The organism is Methyloversatilis sp. NSM2 (genome assembly GCF_038066675.1).
GTDB classification, from domain to species: domain Bacteria; phylum Pseudomonadota; class Gammaproteobacteria; order Burkholderiales; family Rhodocyclaceae; genus Methyloversatilis; species Methyloversatilis discipulorum_A.
This window is the reverse complement of the sequence record NZ_JBBUKV010000013.1, coordinates 60,526-83,397: the sequence shown is the minus strand read 5'-3', so window position 1 is coordinate 83,397 and position 22,872 is coordinate 60,526. Positions and strand designations below refer to the sequence as shown.

19 protein-coding genes are annotated in these 22,872 nt (G+C 67.9%); 12 read left to right on the top strand and 7 right to left on the bottom strand.

Going from position 1 to position 22,872, the window contains the following annotated elements; translation table 11 throughout:
- Window positions 1–51: 51 nt before the first annotated feature.
- Window positions 52–660: a hypothetical protein gene (locus tag WJU27_RS17245; RefSeq protein WP_020166329.1), complete on the bottom strand. Its 609-nt coding sequence runs from the start codon at window positions 658–660 to the stop codon at window positions 52–54.
- A gap of 171 nt (window positions 661–831) precedes the next feature.
- Window positions 832–2,361 (bottom strand): ubiquinone biosynthesis regulatory protein kinase UbiB, encoded by a 1,530-nt coding sequence (gene ubiB, locus WJU27_RS17240; protein WP_341422885.1) that lies wholly within the window; start codon window positions 2,359–2,361, stop codon window positions 832–834.
- A gap of 209 nt (window positions 2,362–2,570) precedes the next feature.
- Between ubiB and argS the strand changes: the two genes are divergently transcribed.
- The 6 genes from argS to WJU27_RS17210 all read left to right on the top strand — a co-directional run bounded on the left by argS (window position 2,571) and on the right by WJU27_RS17210 (window position 7,109).
- Window positions 2,571–4,313, top strand: a complete 1,743-nt coding sequence (gene argS / locus WJU27_RS17235; RefSeq protein WP_341422884.1) for an arginine--tRNA ligase — start codon at window positions 2,571–2,573, stop codon at window positions 4,311–4,313.
- Window positions 4,314–4,883, top strand: coding sequence for an SPOR domain-containing protein (locus tag WJU27_RS17230; RefSeq protein WP_296813484.1), 570 nt, complete (start codon window positions 4,314–4,316; stop codon window positions 4,881–4,883).
- Between the two features lie 25 nt (window positions 4,884–4,908).
- Window positions 4,909–5,550, top strand: a complete 642-nt coding sequence (locus WJU27_RS17225; protein WP_341422883.1) for a thiol:disulfide interchange protein DsbA/DsbL — start codon at window positions 4,909–4,911, stop codon at window positions 5,548–5,550.
- A gap of 17 nt (window positions 5,551–5,567) precedes the next feature.
- Window positions 5,568–6,350 carry an SDR family oxidoreductase gene (locus WJU27_RS17220; protein ID WP_341422882.1) on the top strand — a complete coding sequence of 261 codons (783 nt, stop codon included), beginning with the start codon at window positions 5,568–5,570 and terminating at the stop codon, window positions 6,348–6,350.
- 121 nt (window positions 6,351–6,471) lie between these two features.
- Window positions 6,472–6,723, top strand: a complete 252-nt coding sequence (locus WJU27_RS17215) for a type II toxin-antitoxin system Phd/YefM family antitoxin (RefSeq protein ID WP_341422881.1) — start codon at window positions 6,472–6,474, stop codon at window positions 6,721–6,723.
- Window positions 6,714–7,109: a type II toxin-antitoxin system VapC family toxin gene (locus tag WJU27_RS17210; RefSeq protein WP_341422880.1), complete on the top strand. Its 396-nt coding sequence runs from the start codon at window positions 6,714–6,716 to the stop codon at window positions 7,107–7,109. Before WJU27_RS17215 ends, WJU27_RS17210 begins: the two co-directional genes overlap by 10 nt.
- Window positions 7,110–7,134: 25 nt before the next feature.
- Here the strand turns inward: WJU27_RS17210 and thiD (WJU27_RS17205) are convergent, their stop codons facing one another.
- From thiD (WJU27_RS17205) to thiD (WJU27_RS17190), 4 genes are read right to left on the bottom strand one after another with little or no spacing between them, the layout of a single operon-like run.
- Window positions 7,135–7,947: a bifunctional hydroxymethylpyrimidine kinase/phosphomethylpyrimidine kinase gene (thiD, locus tag WJU27_RS17205; RefSeq protein ID WP_341422879.1), complete on the bottom strand. Its 813-nt coding sequence runs from the start codon at window positions 7,945–7,947 to the stop codon at window positions 7,135–7,137.
- 28 nt (window positions 7,948–7,975) lie between these two features.
- Window positions 7,976–9,259, bottom strand: a complete 1,284-nt coding sequence (gene hemL / locus WJU27_RS17200; protein ID WP_341422878.1) for a glutamate-1-semialdehyde 2,1-aminomutase — start codon at window positions 9,257–9,259, stop codon at window positions 7,976–7,978.
- Between the two features lie 11 nt (window positions 9,260–9,270).
- Window positions 9,271–9,888 (bottom strand): thiamine phosphate synthase, encoded by a 618-nt coding sequence (gene thiE / locus WJU27_RS17195; protein WP_341422877.1) that lies wholly within the window; start codon window positions 9,886–9,888, stop codon window positions 9,271–9,273.
- Entirely contained in the window at window positions 9,878–10,816 is a 939-nt protein-coding gene (gene thiD, locus WJU27_RS17190; RefSeq protein WP_415857699.1) for a bifunctional hydroxymethylpyrimidine kinase/phosphomethylpyrimidine kinase, read from the bottom strand. The genes thiE and thiD (WJU27_RS17190) overlap by 11 nt, the downstream gene beginning before the upstream one ends.
- Window positions 10,817–10,892: 76 nt before the next feature.
- Between thiD (WJU27_RS17190) and WJU27_RS17185 the strand changes: the two genes are divergently transcribed.
- The 6 genes from WJU27_RS17185 to WJU27_RS17160 all read left to right on the top strand — a co-directional run bounded on the left by WJU27_RS17185 (window position 10,893) and on the right by WJU27_RS17160 (window position 20,486).
- Window positions 10,893–11,081, top strand: a complete 189-nt coding sequence (locus tag WJU27_RS17185) for a rubredoxin (RefSeq protein WP_020166339.1) — start codon at window positions 10,893–10,895, stop codon at window positions 11,079–11,081.
- A 117-nt stretch (window positions 11,082–11,198) separates the two neighbouring features.
- Window positions 11,199–11,597, top strand: a complete 399-nt coding sequence (locus WJU27_RS17180; protein ID WP_020166340.1) for a response regulator — start codon at window positions 11,199–11,201, stop codon at window positions 11,595–11,597.
- Window positions 11,598–11,635: 38 nt separating this feature from the next.
- The gene (locus WJU27_RS17175) at window positions 11,636–12,019 is read left to right on the top strand and encodes a response regulator (protein WP_341422876.1); all 384 of its coding nucleotides are present in this window, start codon (window positions 11,636–11,638) and stop codon (window positions 12,017–12,019) included.
- On the top strand, window positions 12,012–12,521 hold the full coding sequence (locus WJU27_RS17170; RefSeq protein WP_020166342.1) for a chemotaxis protein CheW: 510 nt from the start codon (window positions 12,012–12,014) through the stop codon (window positions 12,519–12,521). The genes WJU27_RS17175 and WJU27_RS17170 overlap by 8 nt, the downstream gene beginning before the upstream one ends.
- A 64-nt stretch (window positions 12,522–12,585) precedes the next feature.
- A complete protein-coding gene (locus WJU27_RS17165; RefSeq protein ID WP_020166343.1) occupies window positions 12,586–14,661 on the top strand; it encodes a methyl-accepting chemotaxis protein in 2,076 nt (691 codons plus the stop codon).
- Window positions 14,658–20,486 (top strand): hybrid sensor histidine kinase/response regulator, encoded by a 5,829-nt coding sequence (locus tag WJU27_RS17160; protein WP_341422875.1) that lies wholly within the window; start codon window positions 14,658–14,660, stop codon window positions 20,484–20,486. Before WJU27_RS17165 ends, WJU27_RS17160 begins: the two co-directional genes overlap by 4 nt.
- A gap of 550 nt (window positions 20,487–21,036) precedes the next feature.
- Here WJU27_RS17160 and WJU27_RS17155 read toward each other — a convergent pair.
- On the bottom strand, window positions 21,037–22,869 hold the full coding sequence (locus tag WJU27_RS17155; RefSeq protein WP_020166345.1) for a PHA/PHB synthase family protein: 1,833 nt from the start codon (window positions 22,867–22,869) through the stop codon (window positions 21,037–21,039).
- Window positions 22,870–22,872 lie beyond the last annotated feature (3 nt).

Sequence of the window (22,872 nt, the reverse complement as noted above, 5' to 3'; positions counted from 1 at the left end):
TGATAGCGGCGCGCAAACGCTGATGGGCAAAGGAAAGCGGCTGTTTTTCTATCAGGCCGAAAGTGGATAGTGCGAGGCGGCCGGCAGCGCCGTGTCGGCCACCATTTCGAGCACCACGCGCCCCTCGACCCGCAGGCCGGACAGATGGATGTGCAGGTGGGTGACCAGCGCGTTCTGCAGCGATTCGTCGACGCCGAAAGCGCAGTCGCGCGACGACAGCGCAACCCGCGGCTGCGTCGCCTCGACCTTCCAGCCGAAGGCGCCGGCGAGGCCGCCGCTGCAGGCGTCGATGACGATGCTGCCGGCTTCGGCCAGCGCATCCTGTTCGAGTTCGGTCAGTTCGTCGGAGACATCGGCCAGCCCGAGCATGCGGCGCACGATGAGCAGCGCGCCCTCCTCCGGCAGCGCCAGCAGCGCTTCGGCCGCCTGGCCATCGGCGGTGCGCATGCGCTGCGCGACCACGCAAAGGCGACCGCCGCTGAATTCGTCGAGCGCGCACAGGCTGCGCTGCAGCGACTCGCGGTCGGCCAGCGCGACGTGCGAAACCGACATGCCGACGCGTTCGGACACGATCTGCGAAAAGGTCATCGCCGCGCCGCGTACCGAACGGGTCATCGACCCGGCCAGCGCGCCGAGGCGTGCGGGGTGAGCCGGCGTCATCGCGCGTCCTCCGGGCGGGACGCCGTGCAGCCTTGATGCGTATCTACCGTGGTCGTTTTCATCGTTGTGATCTCGCGGCATGAAGGATCACTAACGACGGGGCGGGCGCTGACTTGAGGGCGCCGCTTCGGGTGTTCTTCCCGACCACGGCAGACGTGCTGCCGATGAATCCTACAGACCGGCGGCGATGCGCCAGATTTCGAGACCGATCAGCACCGCGACCAGCGCGCTCAGTATGCGCAGCCAGCGCAGCTGGCGACGGCTGCGCCGCTCGATGATGATGGGATCGTGCAAGGCGTCGTGGGCGGCGGCCTGGCTCAGCACGCGGTGCGCCAGACGGGGCAGCTCGGGCATCGTCAGCGCCCAGCCCGGCGCCTCTTCGACCAGCTTGCGGCGCAGCGCGCGCCAGCCCATCTGTTCGCTCATCCAGCGCTCGAGGAAGGGCTTGGCCGTCTTCCACAGATCCAGTTCCGGATCGAGCTGACGGCCCAGGCCTTCGATATTGAGCAGCGTCTTCTGCAGCATCACCAGCTGAGGCTGGATCTCGACGTTGAAGCGGCGCGATACCTGGAACAGGCGCAGCAGCGTGCGGCCGAACTCGATTTCCTTCAGCGGCTTGTCGAAGATGGGCTCGCAGACGGCACGGATCGACGCTTCGAACTCATCCACCCGGGTACCGCGCGGCACCCAGCCGGCGTCGACGTGGGCCTGCGCGACGCGCTTGTAGTCGCGCTGGAAGAAGGCGAGGAAGTTCTGCGCCAGGTAGTTCTTGTCGACGTCGGTCAGCGTGCCCATGATGCCGAAGTCGAGCGCGATGTACTGGCCGTCCGGTGCGACGAAAATGTTGCCCGGATGCATGTCGGCGTGGAAAAAGCCGTCGCGGAACACCTGGGTGAAAAAGATTTCAACGCCGGCGCGCGACAGCGCGGCCATGTCTACGCCCTGGGCGCGCAATGCGTCGACCTGCGAGATGGGCAGACCGTGCATGCGCTGCATCACCATCGCGCCCGGACCGCAGTAGTCCCAGTACACCTCTGGCACGGCGAGCAGCGGCGAATCGCGGAAGTTGCGGCGCAGCTGCGAACAGTTCGACGCCTCGCGCATCAGGTCCAGCTCGTCGCCGAGATGCTTGGAAAACTCGGCCACCACCTCGCGCGCCTTCAGCCGGCGGCCTTCCGACCACACGCGTTCGAGCAGCGTGGCGGCGGTTTCCATCAGCGCGATGTCGTTGGCGATGACGTGCTCGATGCCCGGCCGCAGCACCTTGACCGCCACTTCCTCACCGGTCGGCAGCACTGCGAAATGCACCTGGGCGACCGAGGCCGACGCCACCGGCTGCGTTTCGAAGCTGCGGAAGACCTGCGCCAGCGGCTTGCCGTAGAAGACTTCGAGGCGGGCGATCGCCTGTTCCGACGGAAAGGGCGGCACGCGGTCCTGCAGCTTGGCCAGTTCGTCGGCCAGATCGGGCGGCAGCAGGTCGCGCCGCGTCGACAGCATCTGGCCGAATTTGACGAAGATGGGGCCGAGCGCCTCCAGCGCCTGACGCAGACGCACCGCGCGCGGCGCTTCGAAGCGGCGGCCCAGCCGGGTGACGCGCAGCAGACCGGCGAAGCGCAGCTTGCTGCCGGCGTCGATCAGCATCTGGTCGAGCCCGAAACGCAGGCTGACGGTGACGATCTTGAGCAGTCGCAACCAGCGCATCGGTTCAGCCCTTCACCGCGGGCAGCGGATCGGCAGGGGTCGGACGGGCGGCGTGAAACGTCATGTTGCTAAATTCGGCAGCGGCGCGGGAGCGCGCACTGTACAAGAAGGCCTGCCGCCCCGGAAGCCGCGCGCGGCGGGCCTCCACGGGCTCGCGTTATACTTCGCGGTCTTCAAATGCTTCTGCGCTTCGCGCCCTCGTTCCATTCATGACCCCCGAACTGCGCCAGGAACTGACCCGTCTGCTGCATGCCTCGCTCGCCAGCGTGGCACCTGACCTCGCCGCGCCCGACATCATCCTCGATCGCCCGAAGCAGGTCGCGCATGGCGACCTCGCCTGCAACGTCGCGCTGCAGCTGGCCAAGGCGCTGAAGCAGAACCCGCGCGTGATCGCCGAACGCATCGTGCGCGAACTGCCGCCATCCAACGTGATCGAGCGTGCCGAGGTGGCAGGCGCGGGCTTCATCAACTTCTTCTTCAGCGCATCGGTGAAGCAGGCCATCGTCGGCCGCATCCTCGCCGAACGCGAACGCTACGGCCGCTCGGACAGCGGCGCCGGCCGGAAGGTGCAGATCGAATTCGTGTCGGCCAATCCGACGGGCCCGCTGCACGTCGGTCACGGCCGCGGCGCGGCCTATGGCTCGGCGCTGTCCAATCTGCTGGAGGCCGCCGGCTACGCGGTGACGCGCGAGTTCTATGTGAACGACGCCGGCCGCCAGATGGACATCCTCGCCGTGTCGGTATGGCTGCGCTATCTCGAAACCCAGGGCACCGCCGTAAAATTCCCGGCCGACGGCTACCGCGGTGACTACGTGCGCGACATCGGCGCCGAACTGTTCATCCAGCAAGGCACACGACTCAACCGCCACACCGGCGACCTGCCCGACGCTTCGCAGCCGGGCGACACCGCCGACGCCATGCTTGACGCGCTGATCGCCGCCGCCAAGAAATCGCTCGGCGACGACTGGTGGACGGTGCACCGCTTCGCGCTCGACGCGATGCTGGCCGACCAGCGCAACGACCTCGGCGAATTCCGCGTGCACTACGACGTGTGGTACTCGGAACAGTCGCTGCACACGAATGGCGCAGTCGATCGCGCGGTGAAGCGGCTGCAGGACGCCGGCCACATCTACGAACAGGACGGCGCGCTGTGGTTTCGCTCCACCCATTTCGGTGACGAGAAGGACCGCGTGGTCCGCCGCGACAACGGCGCGTACACGTATTTCGCGTCCGACATCGCCTACCACGCCGAGAAATTCGCCCGCGGCTTCGATCTGGTGATCGACGTCTGGGGCGCCGATCACCACGGCTACATCCCGCGCGTGAAGGGTGCGCTCGCCGCACTCGGCGAAAACCCGGACAAGCTCGAAATCGCACTGGTGCAGTTCGCCGTGCTCTACCGCGGCGGCGAGAAGGCGGCCATGGGCAAGCGCTCGGGCGACTTCGTCACGCTGCGCGATCTGCGCGCCGAGGTGGGCAACGACGCCGCCCGCTTCTTCTACGTGCTGCGCAAGAGCGACCAGCACCTGGATTTCGACCTCGATCTGGCCAAGTCGGAATCGAACGACAACCCGGTCTATTACATCCAGTACGCGCACGCGCGCATCTGTTCGGTCATCCGCGAGGCGGTGGCCAACCATGCGCTTGACCTGTCGCTGCTGCAGGGCGTGCCGGTGGACAGCCTGTCCGGCGAGAAGGAACTGCTGCTGGCACAGCGCCTGGCCGAATTCCCGGACGTGATCACCGCGGCGGTCGCCGACCGCGCCCCGCACTCGGTCGCCTTCTACCTGCGCGACGTGGCGTCCGACTTCCACGCCTTCTACAACGCCTCGCGCATGCTGGTCGACGATCTGGCCGTGCGCGAAGCCCGCCTCGCACTGGCGGCGGCCACCCGGCAGGTCATCGCCAACGGCCTCGCCCTGCTCGGCGTGTCCGCTCCGGAAACGATGTAAATGGCCAAGGCCCCTGCGAAGAAATCGTCTGCGCGCAAGAGCCGCGGCGGCACCGTGGTCGGCATCTTCATCGGCCTGGTGCTCGGTGTGGTGCTGAGCGCCGGTGTCATGTGGTACATCAACGGCTCTTCGCTGCCGCTGCAGGTCCGCGGCAGCGCACCGCCGCCGGCACAGCCACCGGCCGAGCCGGCCGCACTGCCGGGCAAGCCGGGCGACAAGGCACCCGCCAAGCCGCGCTTCGACTTCTACGAAACCCTGCCCGGCAACACGCCGGCACCGGCCGCCGCGCCGGAAGCGAAACCGGCTCCTGCCGCGGAGCCACCGGCAGCCGCACAGCCGCCGGCGTCGCTGCTGCTGCAGGCGGGCGCTTTCTCGTCGGAAGAAGAAGCGGACAACCTGCGCGCCCGTCTTGCGTTGATCGGTCTGGAATCTTCGGTGCAGAAAGGTACGGTGCCCGGCAAGGGCACGCTGTACCGGGTGCGCCTGGGCCCCTTCGCCAACGCGGAAGACATGCAGCGCGTACGCGCTGACCTTGCACAGAACGGAATCGACGCGTCGATTGTCCGATGACGTCGATTCAGAATAAGGAGACAGCATGAAATTCGGATTCAAAGCCCTTGCCGCGCTGGCCGTCGCCGGCTTCATGTCCATCGGCAACGCCACCGCCGCGCCGCTGACCGACAAGGACTACCGTGAAATCAAGCCGGCGCAGTCCACCGAGCCGGGCAACAAGGTCGAAGTGATCGAGTTCTTCTGGTACGGCTGCCCGCACTGCTTCGACCTCGAACCGACGCTGAAGAAGTGGCTGGCCAAGCTGCCGGCCGACGTCACCTTCAAGCGCGTACCGGCGATCTTCCGCCAGTCCTGGGTGGCCGGTGCGCAGACCTACTACACGCTGGAAACCATGGGCGAGCTCGATCGCATGCACGGCAAGGTGTTCGACGCGATCCACGTGGATCGCCAGGCCTTCAACGACATCGGCACCATCTCGACGTGGATGAGCAAGAACGGCATCGACGGCAAGAAGTTCGAGGACACCGCCAAGTCCTTCGCCGTGTCGGGCAAGGTGCAGCGCGCGCAGCAGATGAGCGCCGCCTACCAGCTGACCGGTGTACCGGCGCTGGTGGTCGATGGCAAGTACATCGCGCTGGGCAACAGCTTCGACGGCATGCTCGCCAACCTCGACGCGCTGATCGACCGCGCCCGCGCCGAGCGCGCTGCTGCCGGCAAGAAGTGAAACCGGACGGTTCGACGATGACGACGGGTGCCCGCGCGGCACCCGTTGTTTTTTTGACCGGCGCATCGACCGGCATCGGCGAGGCGCTGGCGCGCCATTACGCGGCACAGGGCGCCACACTCGGTCTGGTCGCACGCCGCGCCGAGCTGCTCGAAAAAGTAACGGCCAGCCTGCCGGGCCAGCACCTGCACTACACCGCCGACGTGCGCGACACCGACGCGCTGCGTGCCGCAGCGGAAGATTTCATCGCCCGCGTCGGCGTGCCCGACGTCGTCATCGGCAACGCCGGCGTATCGGTCGGTACGCTGACCGGCGAACAGGAAGACCTGCCCGCGTTCGAGGCGGTGTTCGACATCAATGTGCTGGGGCTGGTGCGCACCTTCGCACCCTTCGTGAAACCGATGCATGCGCGCGGCTCGGGCACGCTGGTGGGCATCGCCTCGGTCGCCGGCATCCGTGGCCTGCCGGGCGCCGGCGCCTACAGCGCGTCGAAGGCGGCGGCGATCAGCTACCTGGAAAGTCTGCGCGTCGAACTGCGCGGCAGCGGCGTACGGGTGAAGACGCTGTGCCCCGGTTACATCGACACGCCGATGACCGAGAAGAACCCCTACCCGATGCCCTTCATGCTCGAAGCCGCCGACGCCGCCGAACGCTTCGGCCGCTTCATCGACGGTCCGCGCAGCTATGCCGTCATCCCGTGGCAGATGGGCATCGTCGCCAAGTTGATGCGGCTGCTGCCCAACCCGGTGTACGACGCGCTGGCGTCGAAGTCGGGACGCAAGCCGCGAGGCACGCTGTAGGGCAGACGCTCGCGCGGACGCAAGACGGCAAACCGCCAGGCACGGACATTCCCAACAAACTTGGCCACATTACTTGGCCATGTTAGCCTTGAACCTGGAATGACGTGAGCGGGAGCCTGTCGTGCAGGTCAATATTCTTGAAGCGAAGAACCGCTTGTCGGAACTGATCAAATCGGCTCAGGCCGGCGAAGAGGTGGTGATTGCCAACCGCGGTCAGCCGGTGGTGAAGCTGGTGCCCGCAGAGGCGCCCGCGGCCGCAACGGGGCGGTGCATCATGGACTGGCTAGAAAGCAACCCGCTGCCGGAGCACGCGCGGCGCAGCCACGAGCAGATCGAGTCGGCGCTGCGCGAGGAGCGCGCGGCGTGGGACTGATCTACCTCGATACCTGTCTCGTCATATACGCCTTCGAGAACGACCCGGTATTCGGCACCCGCACACGCGCAGCCCTGGCCGCCTCGCCGACGCAGCAGTTTGCCGTGTCGCCTCTGGTGAAGTTCGAATGCCTCGTGGGCCCCATGCGCAGCGCAAATCTGGTGCTGCAACAGCATTACGAGGACGGACTCGGACAGTTTGTCCTGCTGCCCGCGACGGACGAGGTATTCCTGCGGGGAGCCGCTCTGCGCGCCCTTTTCGGCCTGAAAACACCGGACGCGCTGCACCTCGCCGCCGCCCAGATTCACGGCTGCGACGAACTGTGGACGAATGACGACAGGCTCGCCGGCGCGGCCGGTCGCCTTGCCCGAAACGTGTTCGCTTGAGCGGCACCGGTGCCGTGCGTCGCGCTCAATCAGTCCGTGATTGCGTCCAAAGCGCGTGGAAGTGATGCACCGGCCCGCGCCCGGAACCGACGTCCAGCTCGCCGGCGGCCGCCAGTGCCGCATTGAGGTAATCCTTCGCCCGGCGCACCGCGCTCAGCACGTCGTTTCCCGGCAACGACGCCGCCGCAGCGGCAGCCAGCGTGCAGCCGGTACCGTGATCGCGGGTGGTGTCGATACGCTGCGCCGGCAGCGCAAGATCGACCTCCGGCCCCGCCAGCAGATCGGTGCTGTGCGGCGCGCGCAGATGACCCCCCTTAAGCAGCACCCACTGTGGTCCGAGCGCGCGCAGCGCGGTCAGCATTTCGCGCATGTCATCCAGCGTCTGCGGCGGCGGGCGGTCGAGCAGCACCGCCGCTTCCGGCAGATTGGGCGTGATCAGCGTAGCCAGCGGCAGTAGTTCGTCGCGCAGCGCGGCCACCGCATCCGGCAACAGCAGATGGTCGCCGCTCTTGGCCACCATGACCGGATCGACCACCACCGGGCAGCGCGCGTACCGCCGCAGCCGGTCCGCCACCACGCGGGCGATCGCCGCGTTGGCGATCATGCCCACCTTCACCGCATCGACCCGCACGTCGTCGAACACCGCGTCGATCTGTTCGCCGACAAAATCTGGCTCCAGCGCCACGAAGCTGCGCACCCCGCAGGTGTTCTGCGCCACCACGGCAGTGATCGCACTCATGCCGTAGGTGCCAAGCGCGGAAAAGGTCTTGAGGTCGGCCTGTATGCCGGCGCCGCCGGTCGGGTCGGTGCCGGCGATGGTGAGGACGTTGGGGATCATGGCCGTCCCATGTAAGCCGTGCTTGCTGTCACGCCACCTTCGCAAACGCCGCCTTCGCCCGCGCGATGGTCTGCGCCACGTCGTCCTCGCTGTGCGCGCCCGATACGAAGCCGGCTTCGAAGGCCGATGGCGCGAGGTAGACGCCGGCGTCCAGCATGGCGTGGAAGAAGCGATTGAAGCGCTCGCGGTCGGACTGCATCACTTCGGCGTAGCTGGCAGGGCAGCCGTCGCGGAAGTAGAGGCCGAACATGCCTCCGACGGACTGGGCGGAGAAGGTGACGCCGGCCTCTTTCGCGGCGGCGACCAGGCCGTCGCAGAACTGCTTGGTGCGGGCGGCGAGGCGGTCGTGGAAGCCGGGGGCGTTGATCAGTTCCAGCGTCTTCAGGCCGGCGGCCACCGCGACCGGGTTGCCGGACAGCGTGCCGGCCTGGTACACCGCGCCCAGCGGCGCGATGGCGGACATGATGTCGCGCCGGCCGCCGAAGGCGCCGACCGGCATGCCGCCACCGATCACCTTGCCCAGCGTGGTCAGGTCGGGCGTGATGCCGAACAGGCCCTGGGCGCCGACCGGGCCGACGCGGAAGCCGGTCATCACCTCGTCGAAGATGAGTACCGAACCGTATTTCGTGCACAGCGCGCGCATCGCGTCGATGAACTCGCGGCTCGGCACGATGAGGTTCATGTTGCCGACGACCGGCTCGACGATGACGCAGGCGATGCGCTCGCCGTGATTGCGGAAGCAGTCTTCGAGCTGCTGCACGTCGTTGTAGTCGAGCACCAGCGTGTGCTTGGCGAAGTCGTCCGGCACGCCGCCGGAACTCGGGTTGCCGAAGGTGAGCGCGCCGGAGCCGGCTTTCACCAGCAGGCTGTCGGCGTGACCGTGGTAGCAGCCTTCGAATTTCACGATGGCGTCGCGGCCGGTGAAGCCGCGCGCCAGCCGGATGGCGCTCATCGTCGCCTCGGTGCCGGAGCTGACCAGGCGCACCTGTTCGATCGACGGCACACGCGCGCACAGCGTTTCCGCCATCAGGATTTCGGCTTCGGTCGGCGCGCCGAACGAAAGGCCGCCGACGGCCGCCTCCTGCACTGCGCGGATCACGTCCGGGTGCGCATGGCCGACGATGGCCGGGCCCCAGGAACCGACGTAGTCGATGTATTCCGCGCCGTCGGCGTCCCACAGCCGGCTGCCTGCGCCGCGGGTGAAGAAGCGCGGCGTGCCGCCGACCGAGCGGAAGGCGCGCACCGGCGAATTGACGCCGCCCGGAATGCTGCGCTGGGCGCGTTCGAAAAGTTGTTCGTTGCGGGTGCTCATGGGGAATTCCTTCAGAAAAGCCTGGCGTAGGCGCGGGCGCGCGCTGCAATGTCGGGCGCGTCGAACAGGTCGGACACCACGGCCAGCAGATCGACGCCGGCAGCGATCAGTTCCGGCGCGCGCGCCAGCGTGATGCCGCCGATGGCGCAGCGCGGCAGGCCAAGGTCGGCCACTTCGGCGAAACGGCCGATAGAGGCCGGCGGTGCGGCCGGCTTGGTGCTCGATGCGTACATCGAGCCGAAGGCGACGTAATCGGCGCCGTCGCGCGCGGCGGCCCGGGCCAGCGCCGGGTCGTCGTAACAGGACACGCCGATCAGCGCATCACGGCCGAGCGCCTTGCGCGCCAGCGCCGGGCCGCCGTCGTCGCGGCCGACATGCACGCCATCGGCGCCGCAGGCCTTCGCCAGTTCGATGTCGTCGTTGATGATGAACAGCGCGCCGCAGACGGTGGTGATCGCGCGCAGCGCGTCGGCGTCGGCGCGTCGTCGTGTGGCATCGGTGGACTTGTTGCGGTACTGCAGCACGACCGCGCCGTTGCCGCAGGCGGCTTCGGCCGCGCGGTACAGCGCGGCGCCGCTCAGCGCTTCCGGCGTCACCGCGTACAGGCCGCGCAGCGGCTTACGCGTCATCGTCGGACTCCCGGTCGGCGGTCGCCGCATTATGTTCGCGCAGGAAGAAGAAGCGGTCCGGCAGGTGCTGGCCCATGCCCGGCCGGAAACCGGCCTGCAGCGTGCGCCACGTGTACTCCTGCGCAGCGTGCGCCGCTTCACCGACGTCGAGGCCGTGCGCCAGCCAGGCGGCCAGCGCCGACGCCAGCGTGCAGCCAGAACCGTGATAGCTGCCGGGCAGGCGGTCCCACTCGTCGCGGCGGATGACGCCGCTGCGTCCGTACAGCACGTTGGCGACGCGGGTGGTCGATTCGTGCGTGCCGGTCAGCAGCACGTGGCCGCAGCCGGCGGCGATGAGCTGACGCGCGCACTGTTCCAGCGTCGGTGCGGCCGCACCAGCGCCATCGTCCCGCTCGTCCTCGTCGTCGTCGCTTTCGTCATCCTCGTCGGCGAAATCATCTCCGTCGTCGTCCTCGTCGTCGGCCTGCGCCAGACGACGGGCTTCGAGGCTGTTGGGCGTCAGCACAGTGGTCAGCGGCAGCAGCAGTTCCTGCAGCGCGATCACCATGTCCTCGTCGGCGAGCTCGTCGCCACGGCCGGACGACAGCACCGGATCGAGCACCACCGGCACGTCGGGGTAGTCGGAAATGATTTCGGCGATGGCGGCGATGTTCTCGATGCTGCCCATCACGCCGATCTTGAACGCCGCGACCGGCATGTCGGCGAGCAGCACACGCGCCTGATCGACCAGCAGGTCGTCGTCCATCGGCACGACCTCTTCAACGCCGGCGCTGTCCTGCACCGTGACGGCCGTCACGACCGTCAGCGGATGGCAGCCCAGGGCCGACAGCGTCATCAGATCGGCCTGCATGCCGGCCCCGCCAGTGGGGTCGGTCGCCGAAAAACACATGACAAGCGGAGGATGCGCCCGCACATCAGAATTGACCATAAAGCGCGCGCCCGGATTGTCGTTACAGATGGTTAATTACGGTAATATCGACCGGATTCTAACAAACCAACCTGCCATGAGTTCCACTGTCACGGCCGAATTCCAGACTTACATGTGTCTCATCTGCGGCTTCATCTACGACGAAGCCGCCGGTCTGCCGGAAGAGGGCATCGCCCCCGGCACTCGCTGGGCGGACGTTCCGCCCAACTGGACCTGTCCCGAGTGCAGCGCACGCAAGGACGATTTCGAGATGGTCCAGATCTGAAACACGCATCGGTCGCGGACCTGTCGGGCCGGTGCATCCGCCTCATGAAGACCAACCGGGTGCCGTCGCCGCGCAGTCCAGCGGCAGAACGGCGTGCGGACAACAGGGGAGAACATCTTGGCTGAATCGGGTGGCAATACCGGCGTCAAGGTGATGGTGATCGACGACAGCAACACCATACGCCGCAGTGCCGAAATCTTCCTGGTCCAGGCCGGGTACCAGGTGGTCCTCGCCGAGGATGGCTTCGACGCCCTGTCGAAAATCAGTGACCACCACCCCCAGGTCATCTTCTGCGACATCATGATGCCGCGCCTCGACGGCTACCAGACCTGCGCGCTCATCAAGAAGAACCCCCGTTTTGCCGCTACTCCCGTCGTGATGCTTTCGTCACGCGATGGCCTGTTCGACCGCGCACGCGGCCGGATGGTCGGCTCGGACGAATATCTCACCAAGCCCTTCACGAAGGACAGCCTGCTGCAGGCGGTGTCGCGTCACGCGCGCAACGGCGCTGACTGAGACGCCTTACACCGTATCCACCGAACGCGGAGCCGACGATGGCGATCAAGCGCATCATGGTGGTGGACGATTCGCCCACCGAACGCCATGTTCTGAACGACTTCCTGACCCGCAAGGGCTTCGAGGTCATCATCGCCGAGAACGGCGAACAGGCCATCGAGAAGGCCAAGGCCGAAAAGCCCGACCTCATCCTGATGGACGTGGTGATGCCGGGCATCAACGGCTACCAGGCCACCCGCACGATCACCCGCGACGACAGCACGCGCGACATCCCGGTGATCATGTGTACCAGCAAGGACCTGCCGACCGACCGCATCTGGGGCATGCGCCAGGGTGCGCTCGACTACATGGTCAAGCCGGTCAACCTCGAAGAGCTGCTCGGACGCATCGCCCAGCTCGGCGCGGCAAACGACAATGGCTAAGCTCTCGCTGCGCGAGTTTCAGGAAGAGCTGGCCCGCAAGCTGTCGGACACCTCGGGCGCCACCAGTACGCGGGCGCTGCTCGGCCTGCAGTCCGGCGCCGAACTGTGGCTGATCGATCTGGCCGAGTCCGGCGAAATCCTGCCGGTGCCGGCGCTGACACCGGTGCCGCTGGCCACCGGCTGGCTGCGCGGCGTCGCCAACGTGCGCGGCGTGCTGTACGCGGTCAGCGATTTTTCCGCCTTCCAGGGCAATGCGCCGACCGCGCTGACCAGCGACGCCCGGCTGCTGCTGCCGCACGCCAAGTTCGGCTGCAACAGCGCGCTGCTGGTGTCGCGCGTGCTCGGCCTGCGCGCACTCGACGATTTCGAACCGGCCGACGCGGCACCGGATCCGCGGCCCTGGGTTTCGACGCAGTTTTCCGACACGCAGGGCCGGCTGTGGCGCCGCTTCGATCCGCGCAAGCTCTACACCGACGCGCGTTTCCTCGACGTCGCCGCCTGATTGCAGCAGAGGCTGACAGCACACCGTCCTCCAAGAACCGAACAGCCCTCCAGGAATAGCTCCGATGGCACTGAACATCCCAGGACTGAAATCCGCCCGTCCCGCCGACGGCAGCAGCGCCCCCACCGCGCCACGCGGCACCCTCGGTTTCCTGCGCGGACGCCTGCCGCTGATCGGTCACCTGCCGCTCGAACAGCAGGTACGCGTGCTCGGAACGCTGTTCCTGTTCTTCATCGTGATCGCCGCCTTCCTTGTCTGGCAGGACTTGCGCATCACCCGCTACAACGCGAGCTATGTATCGGCCGCCGGCCAGATGCGCACGCTGAGCCAGAGCATGGCGAAGTCGGCGCACCAGGCGCTGGCCGGCGAGTCGGCCGCCTTCGCCGAACTGGCCGCCTCGCGTGACGCCTTCTTCCGGCTGCTCGACCGCGTCACCCAGGGCGGCGAGATCGACGGTGTCGACGTGCCGGCCAGTTCCGGTGCGGTGCAGGGGTCGCTGCAGCAGCTCGACGCGGCCTGGTCAGGCTTCGATCAGAACGTATCGGCCGTGCTGGCGCAGGAAAAGGCGCTGCGCGCGCTCGGCGACGCCGCCCGCGCGCTCGACCAGCAGGCGCCGGCGCTGGCCGCGGCGGCAGCGCAGACCGCAGTCGTGCGGGCCGGCAAGGACGGCAACCTGTTCCACAGCTTCGCCACCGTGCTCAGTCAGGTGCAGGCTGGCGCGCACGCGACCGCGGCCGACGCACCGGCGACGCTCGCCCGCAGCGTGCCAGCGCTGCGCGACGCCGCGCAGCAGATCGAGACGCTGGCCGAAGGCGCGGCGCGCGACACCTTCAGCAGCGCGCGCGCCGTGATCGACCGCCCGCTCGGCGTGCTGGCCGGTGAGCTCGACAAACCCGAAGCGCTGGCTGGCGCACGCAAGGCCGGTGCTGCCGTGCTCGCCGAGGCGGCGACGCTGTCGAAACTGACGGATGAACTGGGCGCCGGCTACGTCGCCGAACGCGAGGGGCGGCTGGCCCTGGCCGGTGCCGGCGCGCTGTGCGTGCTGCTGGCTCTGGTCAGCGTCTTCCTGATGGTGCGCGCCTACAACGAGGACCAGAACGAACAGCGTCTGCAGGCCGAAGGTTCGCGCGAGGAAGCGAAGCGCGAGAAGGACATGACGCAGCAGGCCATCCTGCGGCTGATGAACGAGATGGGCGACCTCGCCGACGGTGACCTGACGGTGCGCGCGACGGTGTCGGAAGACATCACCGGCGCCATCGCCGACTCGGTCAATTACACGATCGAGGAACTGTCGGTGCTGGTGAAGCGGATCAACGACGCCGCCGGCCGCGTGACCGAGGCGTCGGAAACCGCGCAGCGCATCTCGACCCAGTTGCTGACGGCGGCCGAAAAGCAGTCGCGCGAAGTGACCGAATCCGGCCAGTCGGTGCTGGCGATGGCGCAGTCGATGAATATGGTGTCGCAGGAGGCGACACGCTCGGCGCAGGTGGCGCGTCAGTCCCTGGCCGCGGCGCAGAACGGCTCGACCGCGGTGTCGAACTCGATCCGCGGCATGAACGACATCCGCGAACAGATCCAGGAAACGTCGAAGCGTATCAAGCGGCTGGGCGAATCGTCGCAGGAGATCGGCGAGATCGTCGAGCTCATTTCCGACATTACCGAACAGACCAACGTGCTCGCGCTGAACGCGGCCATCCAGGCCGCGAGTGCCGGCGAAGCCGGTCGCGGCTTCACGGTGGTGGCGGAGGAAGTGCAGCGTCTGGCCGAACGTTCGGCCGAGGCGACCAAGCAGATCGCCGCCATCGTCCGCACCATCCAGACCGACACCCAGGACGCCGTGGCGGCGATGGAAAACTCGACCCGCGGCGTGGTCGAGGGGGCACGCCTGTCCGACGCTGCCGGTCAGGCACTGGGCGAGATTTCGACCGTGTCGTCGGAACTGGCGCAGCTGATCGAACGCATTTCGTCGTCCGCCCAGGTTCAGGCGGAACAGGCCACACGCGTGGCGCAGGGCATGCAGGGCATCCTGCGCATCACGGAGCAGACCACGGTCGGCACCAAGCAGACCGCGGTGTCCATCGGCCAGCTGGCGGACCTCGCCGCTGAACTCAAGGGCTCGGTCGCGGGCTTCAAGGTATGAACACCTCTACCAGCGAACAGGATCTGGGCCCGCTGATCTGGGTCCGCGGCGAGATCGACCTCGCCCTCGTGCGCGCCGCCGAGGCACTCGGTGACGGTCAGCACGGCAGCGGCGCCGAAGCACTGAAATTCGCCCAGACCCACCTGCACCAGGCGCGCGGCGCGCTGGCCATCGTCGGTCTCGATGGCCTGACCCATTTCTGCGACGCGCTCGAACAGACACTGGCCGACTGGCACGGTGGCCGGCTCGTCGACACCGGCACCGCCGGTGCTGTCGCGCTGCGCGCCATCGCCGCGATCCGCACCCACCTGGACGAACTGGTAGCCGGTGGCAGCGACCAGCCGATGCGGCTGATGTCGCTCTACCGCGACCTGATGGCGCTGCGCGGCGAAGCCGTGGTGGCGCCGTCGGAACTGTTCTTCCCCGATCTGACGCTGCGCCCGCCGCCGGCACCATCCGCCGCCGCGGCGCTGTCGCCGCTGGATCGCGCGCGCGCATTGCGCAGTGCGCGCAGCCAGTTCGAACGCGGCCTGCTGCGCTTCCTGCGTGACGACCGCGACGGCCTGCTGCAGATGCGCCAGGCCGTCGGCGCGATCGAACAGACGCAGACCGCACCGGCCACGCGCGCCTTCTGGTGGGTCGCTGGCGCGCTGTTCGACGGCATGGCGCAGGGCGCCATCCAGGGCGATTTCTTCATCAAGCGGCTGTGCGCACGCATCGACGTGCAGATGCGCCGCCTGCTCGAAGGCTCGCGCGGCGTGGCCGAGCGGCTGATGCGTGACTCGCTGTACTTCATTGCCACCGCCGAACACCCGACGCCTGCACTGCGCGCGGTGCGCGACACCTATCGGCTGGACACGCTGCTGGCCACCGACGCCGACACGCGCGACGACATCGCCGCGCTGCGTCCGGCGCTCGCCGCACTGCGCGAGTCGCTCGGTCAGGCCAAGGAGGCGTGGACGCGCTTCTCGTCCGGCGCCGCCGTGGCGCTGCCGCAGTTCCACGAACAGTGCGAATCCATGGTCGCGTCGGCGGCGCGCGTCGGTCAGCCCGACCTCGCCCGGCTCGCCGCGGCACTGCTCGACCTCGGTCAGTGGCTGCGGCGCGATCCGCTGCAGCACCAGGAAAACCTGGCGATGGAAGTCGCCACCGCACTGCTGGTGATGGACGCACTGGTCGAGCAGTTCAGCCGCGCCCAGAGCGACGACCTGCCGGCCCAGGTCGATACGCTGATCGACCGCCTGGCGCGCGCTCGTCGCGGCGAAACACTGCCGGCGATGCAGATTCCGCTGTTCGACGAAATGTCGCGCCGCGCCCAGGAGCGGCTGTTCATGGGGCAGGTCGCGCGCGAAATTCTGGCCAGCCTGACCGAGGTCGAACAGCAGCTCGACGCCTACTTCCGCAATCCCGCCAAGGCGGCCGAACTGGCTGCGCTGGCCGCGCCGCTGAAGCAGGTGGAAGGCGCGCTGAACATGCTGGGGCAGGACGCCGCGGTGTCGCTGGTGCGGCGCTGCGCGCAGCAGATCGCCCGCATGGCGCAACCCGACCACGTCGCCGTTGAGGGCGAATTCGAGGCGCTGGCGCACCAGCTGTCCGGCCTCGGCTTCTTCGTGGACAAGCTGCAGTACGGCCCGGCCGATCTGGACGCCATCCTGAACCCACGCGGCAGCGCACCAGCGGCCGGCGACGCGCCGACCGAGGCGGACGAAGCCAGCGTCGAGTCGGAACTGGCAGCGCGGCGCAACGAGGCGACCCAGCTGCTCGACCGGCTGGCGCACGGCGACGCCGACGAGCGCACGCGCGACGAACTGCAGCAGTCGCTCGAAACCATCCGCCAGGACGCCAAACTGCTGGCCGACGAAAAGCTGGAAAAGCGGGTGACCGAAACGCTGGCCGCGCTCAAGGCCGGCGACGATGCGGTGGCCGATGCGGTGCAGGCGCTGGCCGAAGCCCCGGTCGAATCGCTGGCGCCGTCTGCCGACACGGTGCGTCTGGCCGAAGCCAGCCAGGAGGAGTTCGATGCCGAACTGCTCGAAATCTTCATCGAGGAAGCACGCGAAGTTCTCGACAACATCGCCTCAGGCACTGCCGCCGCACGTCAGGCGCCGCACAGCCAGGAGCTGTTGACTGCGCTGCGCCGTGGCTTCCACACGCTGAAGGGCAGCGGCCGCATGGTCGGCCTGCGCGACCTCGGCGAAAGCGCCTACGCGATCGAGCAGGTGATGAACCGCTGGCTGTCCAGCGAGCGCGACGGCACACCTGAGCTGTTCGACCTGCTCGACCGCGCGCGCGACCTGTTCGCCGGCTGGGTCGAACAGCTGGCCGACGGCAACACCGTCACGCCCGAGCACGGCTGGCTGCCGCCCGCCTGCGCGGCGCTGTTCGGCGGCGAGCCGGAGGACAGCGAAGCGGCCCCGGCCGCGCCGGTCACCATCGAGGCGGCCGCAGCGCCGGACGAGAACGCGCTCGACATCGAGCTCGACATGGACCTCGATTTCAATCTCGACGAGGCCGACACGGCAGCAGGCGTCATCGAACTGGACGACGCGCCGCAGGTGGTCGAGGCAACCGCCCCCGACTTCGATCTCGATCTGGACCTCGGCCTGCCCGTCGCCAGCGAAGCCGAGGCCGTCATCGACAGCCCGGAAGCGATCGATATCACGGCCGACGTCGACGCCGAAGATCTCGCACTGGACGCCGGCACCGACCGCACGCTGTTCGACCTGTTCGTCGCCGAGGCGCGCGGCCATCTGGCCACGCTGCGGCGCGAACTTGCCCGCCTGCACGTGAATCCGTCGCTGCTGCCGACACAGGACAGCCTGATCGCCGCGCACACGCTGGGCGGCATTTCGCTGACCGTCGGCCAGCCTGACATCAGCGCGCTGGCGAAGGCGCTCGAGCACGCACTGAGCCGCTGCGAAGCCCACGGCGAGCCGCCGGCCGACCACGAATCGGCGCTGCTGAACACCGCCGCCAGCACGCTCGAAAGCCAGGTCGGCGCGATCGCCGACGGTGGTCAGGCGCATGCTGCGCCGGCCCTGGTCGAACAGCTCGACGCGCTGTTCTTCCACACCCGCCCGGCCGTCGAGTTGCCGGTGCTGGAACTGCCGGCCGGCAGCCACGACCTCCCTTCCGCCCCGGATCTGGACGTCGGCGCCGCGAACATCGACGGAATCACCCCGATCGAAAGCGGCGCCCGTTCGGTACTGAGCGACCGCGACGGCTTCCGCTGCGGCCTCGACGCGGACGGCAATACTCAGCCCGAGCCCGAACCGGCGGCCGAAGCGGCCGAAGCGGTCGATGAGAACTCGGCGCCTGAGGCCGACGCCGAACTGCCCGCGGCGGACGTCCCGCTGCTCGAAGAGCCGGCGCTCGACTTGTCGCCCGAGGAGGCGGCAGAGGCCGTGACGGCCACCGACGACATCGTGCTCGACGAAGCGCTGGCGGACGAAGACATGCGCTTCGAGAAGGTGGCGCTGCCGGACGAATACGTGCTGCCGCAGACCAGCGATCTGCCAACCGCGGCCGACAGCCTGCGCAGCGCAGCGTCGCGTAGCGCCGCCGAAACCGCGGACGCACCGCGCGTCGCCGACGATATCGACCCGCAGCTGCTGCCCATCTTCATCGAGGAAGCGCACGACCTGCTGCGCGATATCGGCCACGAACTGCGCGCATGGCGTGAAGAGCCGGAGCAGCTGTCGGCCTCCGACGTGCTGCGCCGTCAGCTGCACACGCTGAAGGGCAGCGCGCGCATGGCCGGCGTCATGCGCTTCGGCGATCTGGTGCACAGCATGGAGGGCGTGATCGAAGCGCCCTGCAGTGCCGACGAACGCCCGGCCGTGCTCGACGAACTCGAAATGGCCTACGACCGCTGCGAGGAACTGGTCGCCCGGCTGGAACGCGGGGAAACCGGCGAGCCGCACGAAGTCGCAAGCACGGACGCCGACGGCACCCAGGCGGTGCCGGCTGCCGGCGACGACGATGCCGGTACGGTGCGCGAGCGGCCCACGGTGCGCGTGCGTTCCGACATGGTCGACCGCTTCGTGAACGAAGCCGGCGAAATGAGCATCGCGCGCACCCGTATCGAGGGCGAACTGCGCGCGCTGCGCGGCTCGCTGAACGACCTGACCGAAAACGTGCAGCGTCTGCGCGGCCAGCTGCGCGAAATCGAGATCCACGCCGAAAGCCAGATGCAGTCGCGCATGGCGGCGGCCGAAGCACATCACGAACAGTTCGACCCGCTGGAGATGGACCGCTTCACGCGACTGCAGGAACTGTCACGGCTGATGACCGAGAGCCTGTCCGACGTGACCACCGTGCAGTACAACCTGGTGCGCAACCTCGACGCCGCCGACACCGCAATCCAGTCGCAGGCGCGGCTGAACCGCGAGCTGTCGCAGGCGCTGATGTCGGTGCGCATGGTGCCGTTCTCGACGCTTGAAGACCGGCTCTACCGGGTCGCCCGGCAGTCGGCCAAGGAGCTGGGCAAGAAGGTGAACCTCGAACTGCGCAACACGCAGATCGAGCTGGACCGCGAAGTGCTGGAACAGATGACCGGTCCGATCGAGCACCTGCTGCGCAACGCGGTGGCCCACGGCATCGAGTCGCGCGAGGCGCGCGCCGCCTCCGGCAAGTCGGAAACCGGCGAAATCGTGATCACGCTGACCCAGCAGACCAACGAAGTGGTGATCGAACTGGCCGACGACGGCGCCGGCCTCGCCTTCGACCGCATCCGCGCGCGCGGTGTCGAGCGCGGCCTGATCGCGCCGGACGAGACGGTCGACGAGCGCCGTCTGACCGGGCTGATCTTCGAACCGGGCTTCTCGACCGCGGCAGCGGTATCCGAGCTGGCCGGCCGCGGCGTCGGCATGGACGTGGTGAAGAACGCGACCACCGCACTCGGCGGTCGCATCGAAACCACGAGCGAAACCGGCCACGGCACGCGTTTCCGGCTGTCGCTGCCGATGACGCTGGCGGTCACGCAGTCGGTGCTGGTAAGCAGCGCCGGCAAAACCTATGCGATTCCGTCGTCGATGGTGCAGCACGCACGCGAACTGAAGGGCGACGCCGGCGAGGCGCTGCGCGAGGCGGGCGGACAGGATTGGCTGGGCACGCACTACCGCTACCAGTACCTGCCGCGCCTGCTCGGCGACGGTCACAGCCAGCCGGTGCCCGGCAGCTGGGCGCTGCTGATCAACAGCGGCCACGAATTCATGGCGCTGGAAGTCGATGCGCTGCGCGGCAACCAGGAAGTGGTGGTGAAGCCGGTCGGCCCGCAGCTGTCGAAGCTGGTCGGCATTTCCGGTGCTACCGTGCTGCCGGACGGCGAGGTGACGCTGATCATCAACCCGGTGGCGATCGCCGCGCGCAACCGCAGCGAACTGCTGCGCGCGACGTCAGCTGACGAGCCGGTGCGCACGATGGCACCGGTGGCGCAGGCGGTCGAAGCGCCGCTGATCATGGTGGTGGATGACTCGCTGACCGTGCGCAAGGTGACCAGCCGTCTGCTGGAGCGCGAGGGCTATCGCGTGGTGACCGCGAAGGACGGCGTGGATGCGCTGGAAAAGCTGATCGACACCGAGCCGGCCGTGATGCTGGTGGACATCGAAATGCCGCGCATGGACGGCTTCGACCTGACGCGCAACGTGCGTGCCGATGCACGCACGAAGGCTATCCCCATCATCATGATCACTTCGCGTACGGCGGAAAAGCACAAGACCTACGCGCGCGAGATCGGCGTGAACCACTACCTCGGCAAGCCCTACAACGAGGCCGAGCTGCTGGAACTGATCACTGGCTACGCCCCGCCGCCCGACACCCTCTGACCAGGCGCGATCCCGTGGGAGCGGCCTTGGCCGCGACACGGCCGCTGCCAACCGCCGGCTTCGATCCAGGCCGCAATCGCGAGCAAGCTCGCTCCCACGGTCTTCTGCACAGTGCGGTGCGAAGGACCTCTGCGGGAGGCAGCGATCGCTGCCGACGAGGCCTTTACCCGGCGCCGCGCACTGCTCGCCGCCGCTGTCGGGGTCGAAAGACCCCTCCCGCAGAACCCCTGCTCCGGCGACGGTGCGGGTGGCCCCCTGTGGGAGCGGCCTTGGCCGCGACGCGGCGGTCGCCGGCCGCTGGCTTCGATCCAGGCCGCAATCGCGAGCAAGCTCGCTCCCACGGTCTTCTGCACAGTGCGGTGCGAAGGATCTCTGCGGGAGGCAGCGATCGCTGCCGACGGGGCCTGAAACCGGCGCCGCGCACTGCTCTCCGCCGCTGTCGGGGTCGGAAGACCCCTCCCACAGAACCCCTGCTCCGGCGACGGTGCGAGGGTGCTTCCTGTGTGCGCGGCGTCGGCTTTCAGGACCGGTCAGGCACGCGGCGGCGTGATCACTTCTTCATCGTGTCCAGACGCAGCTTGGCGAAACGGCCCGGCGCGTCTTCGATCGGCTTCAGCTTGCCCTTGGCCGGGTCACGGGCCGGCACGGTGTCCGCGTCCTGCGCGCTCACCCATTCCTGCCAGTCGGTCCACCACGAACCCGGGTGCTGGGTGCAGCCGTTGAACCACTCGTCGGCATCACCCGCCAGCTTCACGCCGGGGTTGGTCCAGTAGCCGTACTTGTTGGCCGCAGGCGGATTGACGATGCCGGCGATGTGGCCGGATCCGCCGAGCACGAAGCGCACCGGGCCCGACACCAGCTGGGCGCCGAGATAGGTGCTCTTCCACGGCGCGATGTGGTCCTCGATGGCCGACACGAAGTACACCGGCACCTTGATCTTGCGGATGTCGATCGGCTCGCCCAGCACGGTGATGCCGCCCGGCTCGCGCAGCTTGTTCTGGATGTACATCTGGCGCAGATAGAAGCTGTGCATGCAGGCCGGCATGCGGGTCGAGTCCGAGTTCCAGTACAGCAGGTCGAACGGGAAAGGCTCGCGACCCATCAGGTAGTTATTGACGACGAAGGACCAGATCAGGTCATTCGAACGCAGCATGTTGAAGGTGCCGGCCATTTCGCTGCCTTCGAGGTAGCCGCGCTCGAACATCTTCTTTTCCAGGCCCTCGACCGCCTTCTCGTCGATGAACACGCCCAGTTCGCCCGGCTCCGAGAAGTCGATCAGCGTGGTGAAGAAGGTGGCGCTGGCGATGCGCTTCTGCTTCTTGCCGGCGAGGTAGGCCAGCGTGGTCGCCAGCAGCGTGCCGCCCAGGCAGTAGCCGGCCGCGTTCACCTCGGTTTCGCCGGTGTGCTTCTCGATCATGTCGAGCGCGGCCAGCGGGCCCTGGTGCACGTAGTCCTCGAAGGTGAGCTGGGCCAGCTTCTCGTCCGGGTTCACCCAGGAAATGACGAACACGGTGTGGCCCTGGTCGGTGGCCCACTTGATGTAGCTGTTCGATTCGCGCAGGTCGAGGATGTAGTACTTGTTGATCCACGGCGGCACGATGAGCAGCGGACGCTTGAACTGCTTGTCGGTGGTCGGGTTGAACTGCAGCAGCTGCATCAGCGCGTTCTCGGCCACCACCTTGCCCGGCGTCGTGGCAACGTTGCGGCCCAGTTCGAAGGCCGAGGTGTCGGTCATGCGCACGCGCAGCTGGCCGTCGCCGTCCTCGATGTCACGCAGCAGGTTGTTGAAGCCGCGCAGCAGGTTCTGGCCGTGGCTGCGCACGGTTTCGCGCAGCACTTCGGGGTTGGTCAGCGCGAAGTTGCTCGGGCTGAAGGCGTTGATGGTCTGGCGGGTGAAGAAGTTGACCTTCTGCAGCGTGTGATCGTCCATGCCCTCGACGTTGCTGACGACGTCGTGGATGTGACGGGCGGCGATCAGGTAGCTCTGCTTGAAGAAATCGAACAGGAAGTGGCTTTCCCACTCCTCGCCGCGGAAGCGGTTGTCGCCCTTGACCGGGGTGACCACCGGCGCCGCATCGACGCCCATGAACTTCAGCATCGACTGCTGCCACAGCGTGTAGTAATCCCACACCAGACCCATCTGTGCCTGCGCCAGCTTGTACGGGTTGGACAGCAGACGCGAGGTCATGTCCATGAAGGCCTGGGCGATGCCCAGTTCGTCGGCCGGCGGCGTGACGCCGCGCTTCAGTTGCCGCTGCACGTGTTCGCCGAGCAGCTTGCTCGCGCGCTCCGCCACTTCGGCGTAGGTCTTCGCGACTTCGGCGGGGTCCGGCAGGGTGGCGGGTTCTGCGGGCTTGGCGTCTTTGGCGGCTGGCTTGTTCATGGT